An 18764-nucleotide genomic window follows, 5' to 3' on the forward strand; every position below is an offset into this window, starting at 1 on the left:
GCGCTCCGGGGCCCGCCCGAAGGGGAGCGTCTGATGTCCACCACTGCTGTTGTGTTCGCCCTGGTCGGTGCGTTCATGGTCGGTTTCTCGGCTGCGTCGGTGTTCCTGAAGGCGAAGTGGGTCGTGGAGCCGCTGCTTGAGTACGGGGTTCCGCGGTCGTGGTGGACCTGGCTCGGTGTGGCGAAGGCGGCGGGGGCGGTGGGTCTGGTGGTGGGGGTGTTCGTGCCGGTGGTCGGGATCGCGGCGGCGGTCGGGGTGGGTCTGTACTTCCTGGGGGCCGTGGTCACGGTGCTGCGGGCGAAGTCGTACGCCCACGTGGCCTTCCCGGTGATCTACGCGGCCCCGGCGGTCGTCGCCCTGGTCCTCGGCTTCAACGGCTGAGAGGAACCCGCGCCTGTACGGGTGACCGTAAGGCTCCCATCGAGGGTATTCAGCCCACGCGGTGACTATTTGTCACATATCCGTAAATACCTTCGCCGTGGTTCCATCATCGCCGCGGCAGCTCCTGCCGGGCACGGCAGGAGAGAGGTGCCATGAGGCACGCGCCCCGAAACGACCATGAGAAGCCACCGGCCGGCCGGCCGGTGCGGCGTGCGGGATGGCGGCGTCTGGCCGTCCTCGCCGTGGCCTCTCTGCTGGCCCTGGTGGCCCCGTCCGCGACGGCGCAGGGCATCTGGGTGACCGTCCCGGCGATGCCGACGGCCCGAGCGGCCCACGGGGTCACGGCGGCCCACTGCCCGGAGGGCCTGCGCGGCACCTGTGTGTACGCCGCCGGCGGAGTGACTCCCACGGGCATCGCCCCGTTCGAGGCGTACAGCCCGCGGACCAACGCGTGGGCCACGCTGGCGCAGATGAAGACACCTCGGTTCGTGGTCGCCTCCACGACGGCCCCCTGTCCCTCGGGGGTGCGGGGCGACTGCGTGTACGCCGTCGGGGGGGCGACCTTCGCCGCACCGGGTACGGCCCTGGCCACGGCGGAGGCGTACAGCACGGAGACCAACACCTGGCTCACCCTGCCGAACATCCCGACCGCCCGGGTCGGCGCCGCAGCGGCCACCGCGCCGTGTGCCGAGGGGCTGGGGCTCAAGGGCACGTGCGTGTACGTCTTCGGCGGCAGCAGCGGCGCCGCCTCCGCCCTCACGACGGTGGAGGCGTACAGCCCGGCCACCAACACCTGGGCCACCGTGACGCCCTTGCAAACGGCCCGTATCGGCCACGCCGGGGCGTCAGGCCCCTGCCCCGGAGGACTGGGGCTCAGGGGCACGTGCGTGTACGCACTGGGCGGGTCGAACACCGTCTCCGCTGGGCTGGCTTCGGCGGAGGTCTACAGTCCCGTCCTCAACGCCTGGGTGTACCTGCCCGACATGCCGACCAGACGCTGGGACGCCTTCGGGGCGACATCGGCGCCCTGCCCCGAGGGTCTGAAGGGCGACTGCGTGTACGCCCTGGGCGGTCTCGACGAGAACCTCGTGACCTTGGACAGCATGGACGCCTACAGCCCCGTCGCCGGCACCTGGGTGACCCTGCCCTCGATGCCCACGGCTCACCGGGAATTCGGCGCGGCCCACGCGCCGTGCCCCAAGAACGCCCAGCAGCACTGTGTGTACGCGGTGGGCGGACTGCCCGACAACGGTGGCACCGCCACCGGGGTGACCGAGGCGTTCTCCATCGAGCTTGCGAGGGTCACGCAGGACTCGAAACCCCAGCCGGGTCAGCAGCAGCCGGGTCAGCAGCAGCCGGGCCAGCAGCAGGACCAGCCGTCGGAGACGAAGCCGAAGCCGGACACCGTGTCCGAGCCGGCGCAGGCCTCCGGGACCCGGGTCCAGGCGCCGTCCGACGAGCCCGCCACGGCCAACACCCCGACCCCGGCCCCGTCCTCGACGCCCAAGCCGGCGGCGTCCGAACCGGCCAAGCCCGCGCCGGCCAAGCCCGAACAGGCCAAGCCCGCGCCGGCCAGGCCCGAACCGGCCAAGCCCGAACCGGTGATCGCCATCGGTCTGCGCCCCTGATCCACCGCGACACCCCGCCGCCCGGCCCGAGGCCGGCGTGACAGGCGAGAGGCCCCGCTGCGAGCAGCGGGGCCTCTCGCCAACGCGGATGCCTCTGTCCCAACGGACCTGCGACCGCTGCCGGCCTCCTTGCCGGCCTCCGGGCCGTACCACTGGAGGGGCTGACCAGTCACTGCCGCGATGCACTCGAAGTCGTGGTCGCGATGAGGCCGGCGGCTGCCGCCTGGCCCCAGCCGTACTGCTCCGCATCCCCGCGCATGTTCACCGCCGGTAGTTCCTCTTGTTCTCGAACAGCTCCAGGTCGACGGGCATCACGCCGTGGATCCCGGAGAGGGCGAAGACGCGCTCGGCGTCCCGCAGGTGGCACCAGGCTTCGAGATAGGGCGGGTCGAGGGCGAGGCGGTCGAGGGTGCGTACGGTGCGGCCTCCTGACGTGGCGACGTAATCGACCGTGACGGCTGTGCCGGTGTCGATGGCGTGCGCCAGTTGGCGGACATCGCTGTACGACAGCTGCTCCGCGTACCCGGCGACGATCTCTTCGGTGTCCGTGCCGAAGGGGATTCCGCCGGGCCCGAACGGGTCGGGTTCCGGCGTGGTCGGCGGGGCGGCCAGGAGCTGGGCGGCCAGGACGTTCAGGTCGGCGGGGTGGGCCTTCGCCGTATGGGGAGCCCTCGTGCCTCGGAGGCCGATCTGCGCACGGGCCTTCCGCGCGGCCGGTACGGGGGCGGCGGCCCGCTGGGGCCGGGGCGTCTCGACGCGTACGGTTCCGTCGGCCGTCTCGGCCACGGGAGCGTAGCCCTCGGCACGCAGTGCGGCGAGGGTCTGGTCGATTGGGCTGCGGCTGACGAGGACCGTCGGGGCGAGCCGCCGCAGGCCGAGCTCGGCGAGCTTGCTGTGGACGGCGATTTCGGCCAGGAGTGCGGGTTCCTCGCCGTGGATGACGCAGGCGGCGGGGGCGATGCGTACGCGGCCGTGGCTGCGGGCGGTGTCGGCGATCAGATACGCCAGGGGCTGGGGCAGGGGCCCGGCGGCGATGGCGGACAGGTCGGCTGTGATCTCGTCCGGGGTGCGTCCGGAGTCCAGGGCGCGACGGATGCTGCCGGCGCTGAACCGCCATACCGAGGCCGTGCCGCGGGTCTCCCGGTCCGCGGCGGAATCCAGGAGCGCGTCCAGCCGCGCGGTCGGTGTTCCGGTGACGACGGCGGTGAGGTCGGCGCCGATCCGGGCCGTGCCGGTGGCCGCGGGCAGCAGACGCCGGCACACGGCGGCCAGTTCGTCCGTGCCGTCGGCTCGTAGGGCGGTGCCGAGGGGCGACAGGGCGCCTCGGGCGAGCACGCCGAGCAGCTCGGCCTCGCGGATCGCGGTGGCGAACGGTGTTTCGCCCTGAGGTGTCGGGTCGGCGAGCGGGCGGTGCCATGCCACGAGCGTCCCCAGGTCCGAGGTGGTTCGCGCTCCCTGTCCTGCCGGGAGGCGCGCCGCGGCAGCGAGCAACCCGTGCCGGGTCTGCAAGCAGCCGCCGCAGGGCGGCGCCCCGGAGACTGCGGGGAGTGCCTTGTCGTCCTCGTCGCGTGACTGGGAGGGGGTGAGGGGCAGGTTCCGCCATGCCTGGATCAGCGCGGCGAACCGTTCCCCAGGTTCCTGCGCCGCCCAGGCGTCGTATGCCCGGGTGGGGGCGACGCGGTCGCCGTCCCGGGCCAGTAGCCCTGCCGCGTACGCGGCCTCCAGCGTGATGCGTACGACGACGTCATCGGCTTGCGCGACCTTGCCGATGCGGGCCAGTTCACGTGAGCCGACACCGCCGGACTTCAGCCTGGCCGGCGGCGCCGCCGAGCACGCCGACAGGACCGAGGCGGCGTGCGCTGCGAAGGCCGTGGCTGCGGCTGCCGTCTCCCGGTCCACTTCTGCCGCAGTGACGGACACCAACCGCACGGCGGGCGGTTCGGGTTCGAACGGCGCGTGCCAGGCGGGCCCGCGCAGTGCGAGTGCCACCTCGACGGGCATCCGGGCGGGGCCGTACCAGCGACGGTCCCGGATCAGAAGCCCTCGGTCCAGCGCCCATCGCTCGCCCGGTTCGGAGTCGGCGCCGGGAGCCCCGAACAGGATGGACCCGGGCTGCGGCGACACGGACGTCGCTCGACGCTCCAGCAGCTCCCGGGCTGCCGCAGGAGCCTTCCCGACCACCGAGGCAATCGCTTCCGGATCGCTGTGGTGTGCGACCAGCGCCGCCATGCGCTGCTGCTTGGTGGCGGGCGGCTTGACGCCCAGCGCCGCCAACGCGCCGCGCAGTTCGTCGGAGGTCACGTCCGCCAGCAGCTCCGCCAGTGGGGCGTCCAGCCCGAGCGGCGCCTCCCAGGCCTTCCGCAACGGTGCGGCCATGTGGAGCCTTCCGCTGCGGTCCGGCCAGACCAGCGCGTGTCCGGCCAGTTTCTCCAGGGTTGCCTCCAGGGCGAGGCCGGCCCCGCCGGCCGTCGCTCCCAGCAGCTCCGCCAGGGCCTCACGCGTGGCCGGTGCCCCCAATGCCGCCACGGCCTCGGCCACCTGCAGGTCGGGCAGGGTGAGCGGGGGCAGGGCCAGCGCCACCGACCCCGGCCGCTGAAGACGGTCGGCCAGCTCCCCCACCGAGCGCGGCTCCGGAGGGGACGCGGTGTCCTTCCGTGCCGCCAGCACGCGTGCCAGGCACGGCCCGTCGAGACCGCGCAGCCAGGCTGTCAGCGTTGATCCGGACGCCATGGAGAACCCTTCCTCAGGTCAAGGAACGCGCCGTGTCGGACCTCGGCCAGTCCGGCGCCGGGCTCAAGGATGGCCCATCCGGTGGGCCTGGACGTCTCGCACGGCAGAGGTTCCCGCCCACGGGTGGCGTCCTGCAACCGCGGAACGCAGAAGGCCCCGGCCGGTTTCCCGGTCGGGGCCTTCAAGTGCCCGGTGAGGCACTGGCGGAGGATACGAGATTCGAACTCGTGAGGGGTTGCCCCCAACACGCTTTCCAAGCGTGCGCCCTAGGCCACTAGGCGAATCCTCCGCCGCAAACAATACAAGACGTTGAGGGGTGCTCGCGAACGTGATCGTCGGGCGGAGAGCAGGTCGGGGTCCGGCTCGATTCCGGGGGCTTCCATCCGCTAGGGTGGGGCCAGCCCCTCACGTGGCGCTATCTCACCCAACTCCCCCAGGGCCGGAAGGCAGCAAGGGTAAGTGGGCTCTGGCGGGTGCGTGGGGGGCGCTTTGCGTTCCGGGGGCCTTTCGGGGACATCGGCGGGCCGCTGATGTCGGTGGGCCCGGATAACCTCGTATACGTGTCGTCCCTTGCGCTGTACCGCCGCTATCGCCCCGAGTCGTTCGCCGAGGTCATCGGGCAGGAGCATGTCACTGCCCCGCTGATGCAGGCCCTGCGGAACAACCGGGTCAATCACGCGTACCTGTTCAGCGGGCCGCGCGGGTGTGGCAAGACCACCAGCGCGCGCATCCTCGCCCGGTGCCTGAACTGTGAGCAGGGTCCCACTCCCACCCCCTGCGGGGAGTGCCAGTCCTGCCGGGACCTGGCCAGGAACGGGCCGGGGTCCATCGACGTCATCGAGATCGACGCAGCGTCGCACGGTGGTGTGGACGACGCCCGTGACCTGCGAGAGAAGGCCTTCTTCGGGCCGGCTTCCAGCCGCTACAAGATCTACATCATCGACGAGGCCCACATGGTCACCTCGGCGGGCTTCAACGCCCTGCTGAAGGTGGTCGAGGAGCCGCCGGAGCACCTGAAGTTCATCTTCGCCACCACGGAGCCGGAGAAGGTGATCGGGACCATCCGGTCCCGTACGCACCATTACCCCTTCCGTCTCGTGCCGCCCGGCACCCTGCGGGACTACCTGGGCGAGGTCTGCGGCCGTGAGGGCGCGAAGGTCGAGGACGGCGTGCTGCCGCTCGTCGTACGGGCCGGTGCCGGATCCGTGCGTGACTCGATGTCCGTCATGGACCAGCTGCTCGCCGGCGCGGCCGACGACGGTGTGACATACGCCATGGCCACCTCCCTCCTCGGCTACACCGAGGGGTCCCTGCTCGACTCCGTCATCGACGCCTTCGCCTCCGGGGACGGCGCCGCCGCCTTCGAGGTGGTGGACCGCGTGGTCGAGGGCGGCAACGACCCGCGCCGGTTCGTCGCCGACCTGCTGGAGCGGCTGCGCGACCTGGTGATCCTGGCCGCCGTGCCGGACGCCGGGGAGAAGGGGCTGATCGACGCCCCCGCCGACGTCGTGGAGCGGATGCAGGCCCAGGCGTCCGTGTTCGGGGCCGCCGAGCTGTCGCGCGCCGCCGATCTGGTCAACACCGGGCTCACCGAGATGCGCGGCGCGACCTCGCCCCGGCTGCAGCTGGAGCTGATCTGCGCCCGGGTGCTGCTGCCCGCCGCCTTCGACGACGAGCGGTCCTTCCAGGCCCGGCTCGACCGGCTGGAGCGCAGTGGGGCCGCCGCATCCTTCGCCGCGCCGCCGGCCACGGGTCCTGCCCTCGGGTACGTGCCGGGGCCGGAGGCGCATGCCATGGCGCCCGCCGGGCCCGGCGGGGGTGCCGCCGCCGCGCGCGCCGCCGCCCCGGTGCGGGCTCCCGAGCCGGTTCAGGCCGCGCCGGCGCCTGCTCCCGTCCAGCCGCCTGCTCCCGCCCCCGCCCCCGCCCCCGCGCCGGCCCCGTCTCCCGCCGCCCCCGCGCCCGGTGCCTGGCCCGGAGCGGCTCAGCCCGGGAGCGGTGCCCCCGGCGCCTGGCCGGGCGCTTCCGCCCCGGCCGCCGCAGCAGCCCCCGCCGCCGGTGCCTGGCCCAGCGCGGCCGCGCCCTCCGCGCCCGCCCCCGCACCCCCCGCTCCGGCCGCAGCCCCCGCTCCGGCCGCAGCCCCCGCTCCGGCCGCAGCGGCCCCCGCCCCCTCCCCCGGCATGGCCGCCGGCGCCGGGCAGGTGCAGGCGATGTGGCCCGGCGTCCTGGAGGCCGTCAAGAACCGCCGCCGCTTCACCTGGATCCTGCTCAGTCAGAACGCCCAGGTCACCGGCTTCGACGGGACCACCCTCCAGCTGGGCTTCCCCAATGTCGGCGCCCGCGACAATTTCGCCAGCAGCGGCAGCGAGGACGTGCTCAAGGCGGTCCTGGCCGAGCAGTTCCAGGTCAACTGGAAGATCGAAGCCGTCATCGGCGGCGGATCCCCGGCCCCGCTGCAGACCTCCTCGTACGGCGCCCCGGCCGCGCCCGCCCCCTCGTACAGCCCTCCGCCCCCGGCTCAGCAGCAGTCCTCCGCGCCGCAGAACCCGCCCGCCCAGCAGTACGCGACGCAGCAGCAGCCGCCCCAGCAGTCGGTTCCCGCCCCGCAGCCGCCCGTACAGCAGGCGCCCCCGCCGGTCGCCCCCGAGGACGACTTCGCCGAGGAGGACGATCCCGACCTCGTCGAGAGCGCCCTGACCGGACACGACCTGATCGTGCGCGAGCTCGGAGCGACCGTTGTGGAGGAATACACGAACGAGTAAGCCGGTCCGGATTGGGTGGCCGCACGAAGCCGACCGCGCCGTCCCGGCTAGGCTGAGCAGCGTGAAGGTCCTCGTCATCGGCGGCGGCGCCCGCGAACATGCCCTGTGCCGCTCTCTGTCCCTCGACTCCGCCGTCTCCGCGCTGTACTGCGCTCCCGGCAACGCCGGCATCGCCGACGTGGCCACGCTGCGTCCGGTCGACGCCCTCGACGGCGAAGCCGTCGCCCGTCTCGCCACCGAACTCGCTGCCGACCTGGTCGTCGTCGGCCCGGAGGCCCCGCTGGTCGCCGGGGTCGCCGACGCCGTCCGCGCGGCCGGCATCCCCGTCTTCGGGCCGTCCGCCGAGGCGGCGCAGCTCGAAGGCTCCAAGGCCTTCGCCAAGGACGTGATGGCCGCGGCCGGGGTCCCGACCGCGCGCAGCTACGTCTGCACCACCCCCGAAGAGGTGGACGCGGCCCTCGACGCCTTCGGCGCCCCTTACGTCGTCAAGGACGACGGCCTCGCGGCCGGCAAGGGCGTCGTGGTCACCGAGGACCGGGCCGCCGCCCGCGCGCACGCGCTCGGCTGCGACCGCGTGGTCATCGAGGAGTACCTCGACGGCCCCGAGGTCTCCCTCTTCGCCATCACCGACGGCGTCACCGTGGTCCCGCTCCAGCCGGCGCAGGACTTCAAGCGCGCCCTGGACGGCGACGAGGGCCCCAACACCGGCGGCATGGGCGCGTACTCCCCGCTGCCCTGGGCCGACCCGAAGCTGGTCGACGAGGTCATGGAGCTGGTCCTCCAGCCCACCGTCGACGAGCTCCGCCGCCGCGGCACCCCCTTCTCGGGGCTGCTCTACGCCGGCCTCGCGATCACCGGCCGCGGTACCCGGGTCATCGAGTTCAACGCCCGCTTCGGCGACCCCGAGACGCAGGTCGTCCTGGCCCGGCTGGCCACCCCGCTCGCGAACGTGCTGCTGAACGCCGCCAACGGCACCCTCGACGCCGTTCCCCCGCTGGTCTGGCGCGAGGACGCGGCCGTCACCGTGGTCATCGCCTCGCACAACTACCCCGAGACCCCCCGCACCGGGGACCCGATCGAGGGCCTGATCGAGGTGGCCGCCGAGGACGAGCCCGACGCCTACGTGCTGCACGCCGGGACCCGGCGCGAGGGCAACACGGTGGTCAGCGCGGGCGGCCGCGTGCTGTCGGTGACGGCGACCGGTTCCGACCTGGCGCAGGCCCGTGCGAAGGCGTATAAGGCGGTGGCGCGGATCCGTCTCGACGGCTCGCAGCACCGTACGGACATTGCCGCGAAGGCGGCCGAGGGCCGCTGACCAGCGGCTCCGCAGACCCGCGGGCCCGGTGCGCACATCGTGCGCCCGGGCCCGCGGGCGCGTTCGCGTGCGACTGCATCCGGCCGCGTTCGAACGCATCCACCTTTGCCCAAAGCCATTCCATCGGGTGATCGTCACCCGGTCTGCCTGACGCCCGTGCGTGCCCCAACTAGGGTGCGGCGCAAGCATTCCGGCACTTGGCCCACCGGCATTGCGATGTCAGTGGCGGGTGTCACAGTGGGGGAGTGAGCAACGTCGCCGCAGGGCAGAGGGGGTGAGGTCCGGCCGTGTCCGGAACCGGTTCGATCATGGAAGCTGGCGTGCCGTCCGCGCGTTCCCGCGCTCTGGCCGTGCTGCGCGTGCGCAGCAGGGCCTCGGCCGTCGGACTGCTGCCCGCCGCCCTCGCGGTGGTGCTGGTGGCCGCCCGGATGACGGGCCGACTGGCCGGTGATCCCTGGCCCACGGTGACCCTCGTCGTGTGCGTGGTCGCCGCGCTGGTGCTCCTCGTCGGCGGTGCCTTCGCCGCTGTGGTGCTGCGGGCGAGCCCCGCCGTGACGCCGACGGTGCCCCTCTCGGAGGCCGCCGCGCCCGATCTCTACCGGCTGGTGCGGGACCTGGCCGACCGGATGGACGTGCCGCCGCCCTCCGCCATAGCCCTGACCCCGGACTGCGACAGCTGGCTGGAGGACCGCACGCACGTGGCCCACCGCCGCGGCGCCGCCCGCCGGTCCGCCGGCACGGCCGGCCCGGTCGGGCCGGAGTCCGAGCCGGGCGCCGCCCCCGTGCTGGTCATCGGCTCGCCCTTCCTGTGGTGGATGCGGGTCGCGGAGCTACGGGCGGTCCTCGCGCCCGTCGTCGCGGGTACGGGACCCTCCGCGCACCCGGACATAGCCGACGCGCGCGGCTTTGTGCGGGGCCTGGACGCGGCCGTGGACGTGGGCGGCCGGCGCGGCCTCGGCTGGATCGCCCCGCCGGCCCGGCTGCTGCTGCGGCTGTGCCGGACGGACGCCGCCGAGATGGAGCGCGGGGTGGCCGCGGCCGCCTCGGATCGTGCACAGGGTGTGGACTACGGGCTGCGCATCGTCGCCCAGGAGCAGGTCGGCCTCGCGTACGCGGGCTGGGACCGGCTGCTGACCCGGGTCGCGCTGCCCGCCTGGCGGATGGGCCGCTGGCCGGCGCACCTCGACGCCGGGGTGGTCTCTGCGCTGACCGAGCTGTCCCGGCGGGACCGGCTGGCCGAGGGGTTCACCTCGCGGCTCGGCGAGCGCCCCGCCTGTGACCTGCTGGAGCAGCCCGGGCTGATCGACGAGGCGACGTCGCTGCTGGCCGCACGGCTCTTCCACGGCGGTCCGGCGAAGGCCGGACCGGACTGGTCCCCGGTGGACTGGGCGGCGTATCCGGAGGAGGTAGTGGACCGCAAGTGGCGGACGGAGGCGGCCCGCCTGCACGCGGCGCTGGACGCCCTGGCCGTTCCGGCGGGGCTGCCCGCGGGCCCTTCGGGATCCACCGCCCCGGCCCCGTCGAGCGGCTCCCCCGGAGCGGCCGTCCTGCCCGGCCGGTCCCGTGGATCCGCCGGCACGGCCGGACCCGCCACGCTCGCGGCCGCCGACTCCCCGTCGCCCACCGCGGACGGCTTCGCCGGGCCCACCCTGGAGCGGGTCCTGCGCTACCTCACGGAGCTCGGCGGCGAGGCCGCGGCCGGCGAGGCGCTGGCCGGCCGGCTCAGCGGTGAACTGGCCCGCGAGGAGCGGGCCGCCGGCCCGGCCGCCGGGTCGGGGAAGGCGCGCGGCGCGGACGCCGTACCGCTGTTCCCGCTCCAGCCGCCACGCAGCGGCCGGGACCTGCTGGCCGACCACGTCACGGCGATGGTGTGCTGTGCGGCCGTGGACTCGGCCGGGGCCACCCCCGGGCTGGACTGGCTCGACGGGCCGGTCCTGCTGGTGGGCGGCGACCGCCGCTCCGACCTGGCACCGCGCGTGCTGTCCCTGGTCGAGGAGGGGAACCCGGAGCCGCTGCGGGACTGGCTCTCGGCCCTCGGCGTCCGCCCGGAGAAGCCGGTCCGCCTGGTCTGAGGCGGGTCGCGGCCCGGTCGTGGCGTGGTCGCGGGTGGCCGCGTCGCGGTCGCGGGGCTCCCCCGGGAGGGCTACGGCTCGTACGGACAAGCGGATGCGAATGTTCCGGTCCCGTCAATTCGCGACGAACAGTGACGGACTGCGTGCGTTATGTGATGTGCTGGGACCGGTCGCGGCTGGACGTCCCGAAGCGGGGTCCCGAAAACGCCGTCTCAGCTCAGCCACGAGCCGCGCACCGGGGCGATGTACGTCGGTTCGGGGGAGCGAGGGAGGGGAGCGGTTATGGGTGCGGACCAGATCCGGCGTTGGGAGTCAGGTGCGCTCGCGCACGCGGTGACCGACCCCTTCGGGCAGGGGCCCCTGCCCTGGTTCCGGGGCAGCGAGCTCTACTTCGACGACACCGGCCAGGTCGTGCCCTGGTACGTGGACCCGGCCGCCGCGGCCGCCGGCACCGGGCAGATCCCCCGCGCCCGCGGCAACGGCGGTCCCCGTACCGCCGACGACGTGCACCGCCAGATCAAGGGCTTCGCCTCCACGGGCGCCGTGACCCCCGGCGAGGCCATCGACTTCCACATCACCGTCGACCCGCCCCAGCAGTTCTCCGTCGACGTCTACCGGATCGGCCACTACGGCGGCGACGGAGCCTCCAAGATCACCACCAGTCCCCGCCTGTCCGGCATCGTCCAGCCGGCCCCGCTCGCGGCCGACCGCACCGTCTCCTGTCACCACTGGTGGCTGTCGTGGCGCCTCCAGGTGCCCTCCTACTGGAGCGTCGGCGCGTACGTCGCGGTCCTCACCACCGCCGACGGCTACCGCTCCCACATCCCCTTCACGGTCCGCGACGACCACCCCGCCGACTTCCTGCTCCTGCTCCCGGACATCACCTGGCAGGCCTACAACCTCTATCCGGAGGACGGCCGCAGCGGCGCCAGCCTCTACCACGCCTGGGACGAGGAGGGGCGGCTGCTCGGCGAGCGGGACGCGGCCGTCACCGTCTCCTTCGACCGTCCCTACGCGGGCGCGGGCCTGCCCCTGCACGTCGGCCACGCCTACGACTTCATCCGCTGGGCCGAGCGCTACGGCTACGACATCGCCTACGCCGACACCCGCGACCTGCACGCCGGCCGCGTCGACCCCACCCGCTACCGCGGCCTGGTCTTCCCCGGCCACGACGAGTACTGGTCGGCCCCCATGCGCCGCACCGTCGAGCGCGCCCGCCGGCACGGCACCTCGCTCGTCTTCCTCTCCGCCAACACCATGTACTGGCAGGTCGAGCTCGGCCCGTCCCCCTCCGGGGTCGCCGACCGGCTCCTCACCTGCCGAAAACGCCGCGGCCCGGGCCGCCCCAGCCTCTGGCGCGAGGTCGACCGCCCGGAGCAGCAGCTGCTCGGCATCCAGTACGCGGGCCGGGTCCCCGAACCGGCCCCGCTGATCGTGCGCAACGCCACGCACTGGCTCTGGGACTCCACCGGCGCCGGTGAGAAGGACGAGCTGCCCGGCCTGGTCGCCGGTGAGGCCGACCGGTACTTCCCGCGCACCCAGCTCCCCGAGCACCAGGACCGGATCCTGCTGGCGCACTCCCCGTACCTCGACAGCGAGGGGCACCGCCGCCACCAGGAGACCTCCCTCTACCGGGCGCCCAGCGGCGCGCTGGTCTTCGCCTCCGGCACCTTCGCCTGGTCCCCGGCCCTCGACCGCCCCGGCCACGTGGACGAGCGGGTGCAGCGGGCCACGGCCAACCTCCTCGACCGGATCTGCAAGCGCGACTGACCCCGCGACCGCCGCCCACCGGCCACGCGACCGACCCGCGGCGCGCACCCCTGTCCACAGGAGGGGACACAGGTGCGCGAGAATCGGGGTGCGCTTCATACAGAACCACAGGGAGACCCCGTGTCCGGATTCGTCGAAAAGCCCGAGCCGGTTCAGGTTCCGGGCCTCGTCCACCTCCACACCGGCAAGGTGCGCGACCTCTACCGCGACGAGGACGGCCGCCTCGTCATGGTGGCCAGCGACCGCATGTCCGCCTTCGACTGGGTGCTGCCCACCGAGATTCCGGACAAGGGCCGCGTCCTGACCCAGCTCTCCCTGTGGTGGTTCGACCAGCTCGCGGACCTCGTCCCGAACCACGTCATCTCCACCGACCTGCCCGCCGGCGCCCCCGCCGACTGGGCCGGCCGCACCCTGATCTGCCGCAACCTCGACATGGTCCCGGTCGAGTGCGTGGCCCGCGGCTACCTCGCGGGCTCCGGCCTCGCCGAGTACAAGGAGACCCGTACGGTCTGCGGCCTCGGCCTCCCCGAGGGGCTCGTGAACGGCTCCGAGCTGCCCGCCCCGATCTTCACCCCGGCCGCCAAGGCCGCCGTCGGCGAGCACGACGAGAACGTCTCCTACGAGGAGGTCGCCCGCACCACCGGCGCCGAGACGGCGGCGCTGCTGCGCCAGACCACCCTGGCCGTGTACGGCCGCGCCCGGGACATCGCCCGCGAACGCGGCATCATCCTGGCCGACACCAAGTTCGAGTTCGGTTTCGACCCGAAGGACGGCACCCTGATCGCCGCCGACGAGGTCCTGACCCCGGACTCCTCCCGCTTCTGGCCCGCAGACGAGTGGGAGCCGGGCCGTTCGCAGCCCTCCTTCGACAAGCAGTACGTCCGCGACTGGCTGTCCTCCCCGGCCTCCGGATGGGACCGCACGGGCGAGCTCCCGCCGCCGGCCCTGCCGGCGGAGGTCGTCGCCCGCACCCGCGCCAAGTACGTCGAGGCCTTCGAGCGCCTCACCGGCCAGTCCTGGTCGTAGGAACGAGAGAAGCCCCCCGGTCCGAGGACCGGGGGGCTTCTTCGTTACAGAGCGGACAACGCGACTCGAACGCGCGACATCCACCTTGGCAAGGTGGTGCTCTACCAACTGAGCTATGTCCGCAGGTGCGCCGTAACGCGAGAACTACTATACCCAACCCCGCTCGCGGGCGAGACGCACTGCCGTGTGCCGGTTCTCCGCACCCAGCTTCGTCGCCGCCGAGGACAGGTAGTTCCGTACGGTCCCCTGCGACAGCGAGGCCCGCTCGGCGATCTCCGCGACCGGTGCCCCGTCCGCCGCGAGTTCGAGCACCTCCGCCTCCCGCGCGGTCAGCGGCGAATCCCCCGCGCTGATCGCGTCGGCCGCCAACTCCGGGTCCACATAACGGCCTCCTGCGTGCACGGTCCTGATCAGCTCGGCCAGCCGCTGCGCCGAAACGGTCTTCGGGGCGAAGGCCCGCACCCCCGCGGCCAGGGCCCTCTTCAGGTGTCCCGGACGGCCGTGACTGGTCACGATCATGGTCTTGCAGCCGGGGAGTTCGGCCCGCAGGGATGTGGCGACACTCACACCGTCCGCCCCCGGCATCTGCAGGTCCAGCACCGCCACGTCCGGGCGGTGCGCCCGTGCCATGGCCAGCGCCTCGGGGCCCGAGGCCGCCTCCGCGACGACGAGCAGGTCGTCCTCCAGCGCCAGCAGCGCCGCCAACGCGCCCCGGATCAGATGCTCGTCATCGGCGAGCAGTACGCGTACGGGGCTCACGCCCGCACCTCCAGTCCTTGCAGTCGTCGGTCCGGGATCTCCGCCAGCAGCCGGAACCGGCCGTCGCCGACCAGTCCCGCCTGCAACGTCCCGTCCAGGGCCGCGAGTCGTTCCCGCAGCCCGGCCAGCCCCGAGCCCGGCGGCCCGGCGGGGGCCTCGGGAGCCCCGTCGTTCTCGACCACCAGCGTCACCGGTCCCGCGTCCGGGGCGGTCAGCCGGATCCGGCAGCGCTGTGCGTCCCCGTGCCGCAGCACGTTCGTCGTGGCCTCCCGCACCACCCAGCCGAGCGCCGACTGGACGTCGGAGGCCAGCTCCCGGTCGGTCCGGAAGTCGACCCGGCAGTCCATCCCGGCTGCGCTCAGCACCCCGCGCGCGCCCTCCAGCTCCACCGCGAGGTCCGCCTGCCGGTAGCCGCGCACCACGTCCCGTACCTCGCGCTGGGACTCCTGGGCTATCCGCTGCACCTCGATCATCTGCTCCACGGCCTCCGGGCGTTCGCGCCGGGCCAGCTGGACGGCGAGCTCGCTCTTGAGGGCGATCACGGCCAGGTTGCGGCCCATCACGTCGTGCAGGTCGCGGCCGAACCGCAGCCGCTCCTCCGCCACCGCCAGCCGCGCCTGGACCTCGCGGGAGCGGTCGAGCTCGTAGACGGTGGTCAGCAGCCAGGCGGAGAACCCGCAGGTGGCGCCGAAGAACAGGCCGCCCAGCAGCACGCCGACGGCGTACCCGAGGGCGGTCGCGGCCGGAACGCCGAAGCCGAGCGCGGCCAGCCCGGTGGCGACGGCCGCGGTCGCCACGACGTACCACATCCGCCGCACCGACCTCAGACACAGGACGAGCGATCCGGAGGTGAACCAGGTCAGTCCCGCCACCAGGGTCGGTGCGATGGTCGTCTGGGATATGTGGCCCGTCGCCCGGAGCGTGAAGACGGCCAGGATGCACGCTGCCGTCACGAGGGCGGTGGCGACCGCCAGCCGGGTGGGGCGTTCGCGCCGCCCCACCACCCAGTGCAGCGCCTTGGAGGACAGCACCCCGCACAGCACCGCGTGGGCGCACATCATCACGAAGAGCGAGAGGGGCACCACCAGGGAGGTCCGCTCGGCGGCCGCGGCGGCCATCGGGGTCAGCGAGAAGGAGAGGATCTCCAGGATCACGAAGAGATGGAACGACCCCCGCGTGTACAGCTCGATCTTCCCCGCACTGCTGCGGTTCTTCCACCACCCCGTCATGGTCGACACGGTCCCCGTCCCCCGACTCGCTCTACCGGCGCGGTTCCCAGCGGAACCACCGCTGAACAGCAAACACCGTGTTCACGATCCAGGCCAGCGTGACCAGGGCGGCCCCCAGCAGGTCACCGCCCGCCGAGCCGCCGCTCCAGCCGGCCCGCACGAGGGTCATCACCCCGCTCAACGGCAGGAGTTCGCACAGCGAGGCCACCAGGCCGGGCAGCGAGTCCACCGGTACGAACAGCCCCGAGCCGAGCACGGTCGCCAGGAACAGCGGCAGCGTGGTGAGGCCCGCGGTCTCCACGGTGCGGGTGACGGAGCTGGTCAGCGCGGACAGTCCGGCCAGCAGCAGGATGCCGGCGAGGACGGCCGCGACGAGCAGCAGCGGGTTGCGCGGCATGCGCACGTCCAGGGCGATCGCCCCGGCCACGGCGAGGACGGCGATCTGCCCGAGGGCCAGGACGGCGGCGGGCAGCGCGGTTCCGGCGAGGATCTCCAGGTCGTTCGCCTCGCCGGTCCGCAGCCGCTTGAGGACGAGCTCCTCGCGCCGGGCGACGTAGGCGGAGACCAGGTTCATGTGGACGACGAGGATCAGCACCATGCCGATCCCGCCGGTCAGGGTGGCCTCGCCGACCGCCTCGGCGCCCTCGGCCCCGCTCAGCGAGGAGCGCAGGACGAACACCATCAGCAGGGGCATCAGCACGGCCAGGCTCAGTGCGGCCCGGTTGCGCACCAGCAGGGTGAGCTCGGAGCGGCCGAGCGCGGTGAGCCGCCCGGGGTTCAGGGTGAGCGTGTTCATCGCGGGGCCCCTGCCTTCATGTCCTCGGTACGGGTGCTGCCTGCGGTGCGGCGGTTCTCCGCGATCTCCAGGAAGGCTTCCTCCAGGGAGGCGGACCGGGCGTCGAGCCCGGCCAGTTCCACGCCGCTCTCCCGGGCCCAGCCCAGCAGTTCGGTCAGGTCGCTCTGGAGGCGCCCGGTCCGGATCTCCACGCGCTGCCCGTAGGCCGCCGCGCGCAGCGCCAGCGGGAGCCGGGCCGCGGGCACCCCGTCCGGCAGCGTGAAGCGGATCCGGGCGGGCCGGGTGGCGGTCACCTCGGCCGGGCTGCCGGAAAGGACGAGTTCGCCCTCGTGGAGGATGGCGAGGCGGTCCGCGAGCTCCTCGGCCTCCTCCAGGTAGTGCGTGGTCAGCAGCACCGTGGTGCCCTGCGCGCGCAGCTCCCGTACCAGCGCCCAGGTGTCCCGGCGGCCCTCCGGATCCATTCCGGTGGTCGGCTCGTCCAGGAACAGCACCTCGGGCCGGCCGAGCAGGGCCAGCGCCAGGTCCAGGCGCCGCCGTTCACCGCCCGAGAGCTGTTTGACGCGTACGGAGGACCGTGCGGCCAGGCCGACCAGCTCCAGCACCTCCGCCACCGGGCGGGCGCCGCTGGTGACCCCGCCCCACATCCGGACGGTCTCGGTCACCGACAGGTCGGAGGGGAAGCCGCCCTCCTGGAGCATCACTCCGGTGCGCGGGCGCACCTCGGCCCGCCGCGCGTACGGATCGAGCCCGAAGACGCGCACCTGGCCGCCGCTCGGTGCGGCCAGACCCTCCAGCAGTTCGACGGTGGAGGTCTTGCCCGCGCCGTTGGTGCCGAGCAGGGCGAAGATCTCGCCCCGGGCCACGGAGAAGGAGACGCCCCGTACGGCCTCGAACCCTCCTGCGTAGCCGCGGCGCAGGCCCTCGGCTTCGATCACGGTGTCAGTCATGGTCCAAGGCTCGCGGCGCCGGCCGGCCTTCGGCAGTGCGCGCTGTCACGGCCCGCGATGACATTTGTCAGGGCGTCCGGCGTCGGGGCGGGCAGCAAAGGCGGGGAACATGAAGAAGGCCCCGATCATAATGACCGGGGCCTTCTTCATACAGAGCGGACGACGCGACTCGAACGCGCGACATCCACCTTGGCAAGGTGGTGCTCTACCAACTGAGCTACGTCCGCAAGCACTGCACTGCCGCGAGGCAATGCATGCATCACTCTACCCGATCCACAGCAGTGGTCCGGAAGTCATGCAGAGCGGGTGACAGGAATCGCACACTGCGCCTTCCCTCTGGAAGAGGGATGTTCTGCTACTGAACTACACCCGCACGACCTCGGAGGCTTTGACCTGCGGTCTGGCCCCTTGGCGTGATCCACACACTAGCCGACGGATGGGGGTGCATGGCAAATCGACGCTCAGTGCGCCGCGTTGTAGGCCTCGTAGATCTTCTTGGGGATGCGGCCGCGCGGCGGCACCTCGTGCTGGTTCGACCGGGCCCACGCGCGGACGACCGCCGGGTCCGGGGCGATGGAGGTGTGCTTGAAGGCCTTCCCCGAGCGGGACTGGCGACGGCCGGCGGCCACGAAGGGGGCCAGGCCCTTCCGCAGTTTCTTTGCGTTCGCCACATTGAGGTCGATCTCGTACGACTTACCGTCCAGAGCGAACACGACCGTTTCCGCCGCTTCCCCGCCGTCGATGTCGTCGGAGAGCGTGACTACTACGCGCTGCGCCACGGATATCGGTCCCTTCGTGCGACGTCGCCACCTGCTGACGTGCGGTGATGTCGCCTGTGTGGATGTTTCGGGGCAATGCAACTTTCATCCGGAATCCGGAGTGATTCCTTTGTACCTCGATTCCCATTGCATTGCGAAGCCCAGTTAATTCTCTCCGCGTGTCCCGCCGCAATGCCGGGCACGTGGTTTTCCGGCGGATTTTGCGAAGCGTTGGTGAAGCCGAAACGGCCCGGTGATCACGACCCCGGGATATCTACCCGCGTAGAAATTTTGGCCGGGTACGCTGATGGAACCGCCTTCGCACCAACCACCACACGGGAGTGCCCGATGGCACGCGTCGTAGTCGACGTCATGCTCAAGCCGGAGATCCTCGACCCCCAGGGCCAGGCGGTGCAGCGTGCACTGCCGCGCCTGGGCTTCGAGGGGATCGCCGACGTCCGCCAGGGGAAGCGCTTCGAGCTCGAGGTGGAGGGACCGGTCGACCAGGCCGCCCTCGACCGCATCCACAAGATGGCCGAAACCTTCCTCGCCAACACCGTCATCGAAGACTTCACCGTGAAGGTCGAGGCCTGA

14 protein-coding genes, 4 tRNA genes and 1 other RNA gene are annotated in these 18764 nt (G+C 72.9%); 9 read left to right on the forward strand and 10 right to left on the reverse strand.

Translation table 11 applies throughout. The features are described from left to right. The first annotated feature begins 33 nt into the window (after positions 1-33). A complete protein-coding gene (locus ACGFZK_RS30995; RefSeq protein WP_393851359.1) occupies positions 34-381 on the forward strand; it encodes a DoxX family protein in 348 nt (115 codons plus the stop codon). Between the two features lie 152 nt (positions 382-533). After that, complete coding sequence (locus tag ACGFZK_RS31000; protein ID WP_393852172.1) at positions 534-2009, forward strand: kelch repeat-containing protein; 1476 nt, start codon at positions 534-536, stop codon at positions 2007-2009. A gap of 261 nt (positions 2010-2270) precedes the next feature. Here ACGFZK_RS31000 and ACGFZK_RS31005 read toward each other — a convergent pair whose 3' ends face one another. Next, entirely contained in the window at positions 2271-4739 is a 2469-nt protein-coding gene (locus ACGFZK_RS31005) for a helicase C-terminal domain-containing protein (RefSeq protein ID WP_393852173.1), read from the reverse strand. 201 nt (positions 4740-4940) lie between these two features. Further along, positions 4941-5028, reverse strand: a tRNA-Ser gene (locus tag ACGFZK_RS31010). Between the two features lie 107 nt (positions 5029-5135). Here ACGFZK_RS31010 and ffs point away from each other — a divergent pair. The 6 genes from ffs (at position 5136) to ACGFZK_RS31040 (ending at position 13681) form a co-directional block, all read left to right on the forward strand. Beyond that, positions 5136-5234: signal recognition particle sRNA small type (gene ffs / locus ACGFZK_RS31015), an RNA gene on the forward strand. A 65-nt stretch (positions 5235-5299) separates the two neighbouring features. Then, positions 5300-7498 carry a DNA polymerase III subunit gamma and tau gene (locus ACGFZK_RS31020; RefSeq protein WP_393852174.1) on the forward strand — a complete coding sequence of 733 codons (2199 nt, stop codon included), beginning with the start codon at positions 5300-5302 and terminating at the stop codon, positions 7496-7498. 61 nt (positions 7499-7559) lie between these two features. Beyond that, the gene (gene purD / locus ACGFZK_RS31025) at positions 7560-8813 is read left to right on the forward strand and encodes a phosphoribosylamine--glycine ligase (protein WP_393852175.1); all 1254 of its coding nucleotides are present in this window, start codon (positions 7560-7562) and stop codon (positions 8811-8813) included. A gap of 308 nt (positions 8814-9121) precedes the next feature. Next, the gene (locus ACGFZK_RS31030) at positions 9122-10885 is read left to right on the forward strand and encodes a hypothetical protein (RefSeq protein ID WP_393852176.1); all 1764 of its coding nucleotides are present in this window, start codon (positions 9122-9124) and stop codon (positions 10883-10885) included. Between the two features lie 282 nt (positions 10886-11167). Further along, positions 11168-12655 carry a N,N-dimethylformamidase beta subunit family domain-containing protein gene (locus tag ACGFZK_RS31035; protein WP_393852177.1) on the forward strand — a complete coding sequence of 496 codons (1488 nt, stop codon included), beginning with the start codon at positions 11168-11170 and terminating at the stop codon, positions 12653-12655. Positions 12656-12775: 120 nt separating this feature from the next. Beyond that, positions 12776-13681, forward strand: coding sequence for a phosphoribosylaminoimidazolesuccinocarboxamide synthase (locus ACGFZK_RS31040; RefSeq protein WP_393852178.1), 906 nt, complete (start codon positions 12776-12778; stop codon positions 13679-13681). Positions 13682-13731: 50 nt separating this feature from the next. Here ACGFZK_RS31040 and ACGFZK_RS31045 read toward each other — a convergent pair. The 8 genes from ACGFZK_RS31045 to ACGFZK_RS31080 all read right to left on the reverse strand — a co-directional run bounded on the left by ACGFZK_RS31045 (position 13732) and on the right by ACGFZK_RS31080 (position 18191). Then, positions 13732-13804 (reverse strand) — tRNA-Gly (locus ACGFZK_RS31045). Positions 13805-13828: 24 nt separating this feature from the next. Beyond that, positions 13829-14440, reverse strand: a complete 612-nt coding sequence (locus ACGFZK_RS31050; protein ID WP_393852179.1) for a response regulator — start codon at positions 14438-14440, stop codon at positions 13829-13831. Continuing rightward, positions 14437-15669, reverse strand: a complete 1233-nt coding sequence (locus tag ACGFZK_RS31055; protein WP_393852229.1) for a sensor histidine kinase — start codon at positions 15667-15669, stop codon at positions 14437-14439. Before ACGFZK_RS31055 ends, ACGFZK_RS31050 begins: the two co-directional genes overlap by 4 nt. A gap of 31 nt (positions 15670-15700) precedes the next feature. After that, positions 15701-16465, reverse strand: a complete 765-nt coding sequence (locus tag ACGFZK_RS31060) for an ABC transporter permease (RefSeq protein WP_393852180.1) — start codon at positions 16463-16465, stop codon at positions 15701-15703. Next, positions 16462-17412 (reverse strand): ABC transporter ATP-binding protein, encoded by a 951-nt coding sequence (locus ACGFZK_RS31065; protein ID WP_393852181.1) that lies wholly within the window; start codon positions 17410-17412, stop codon positions 16462-16464. Before ACGFZK_RS31065 ends, ACGFZK_RS31060 begins: the two co-directional genes overlap by 4 nt. Positions 17413-17566: 154 nt before the next feature. Next, positions 17567-17639 (reverse strand) — tRNA-Gly (locus ACGFZK_RS31070). Positions 17640-17713: 74 nt separating this feature from the next. Continuing rightward, positions 17714-17785 (reverse strand) — tRNA-Gly (locus ACGFZK_RS31075). Between the two features lie 88 nt (positions 17786-17873). Then, complete coding sequence (locus ACGFZK_RS31080) at positions 17874-18191, reverse strand: Lsr2 family protein (RefSeq protein WP_393852182.1); 318 nt, start codon at positions 18189-18191, stop codon at positions 17874-17876. 327 nt (positions 18192-18518) lie between these two features. Between ACGFZK_RS31080 and purS the strand changes: the two genes are divergently transcribed. Continuing rightward, positions 18519-18764 (forward strand): phosphoribosylformylglycinamidine synthase subunit PurS, encoded by a 246-nt coding sequence (purS, locus tag ACGFZK_RS31085; RefSeq protein WP_030009438.1) that lies wholly within the window; start codon positions 18519-18521, stop codon positions 18762-18764.

The sequence above is a fragment of the Streptomyces sp. NPDC048257 genome (genome assembly GCF_043201855.1).
Lineage (GTDB): Bacteria > Actinomycetota > Actinomycetes > Streptomycetales > Streptomycetaceae > Streptomyces.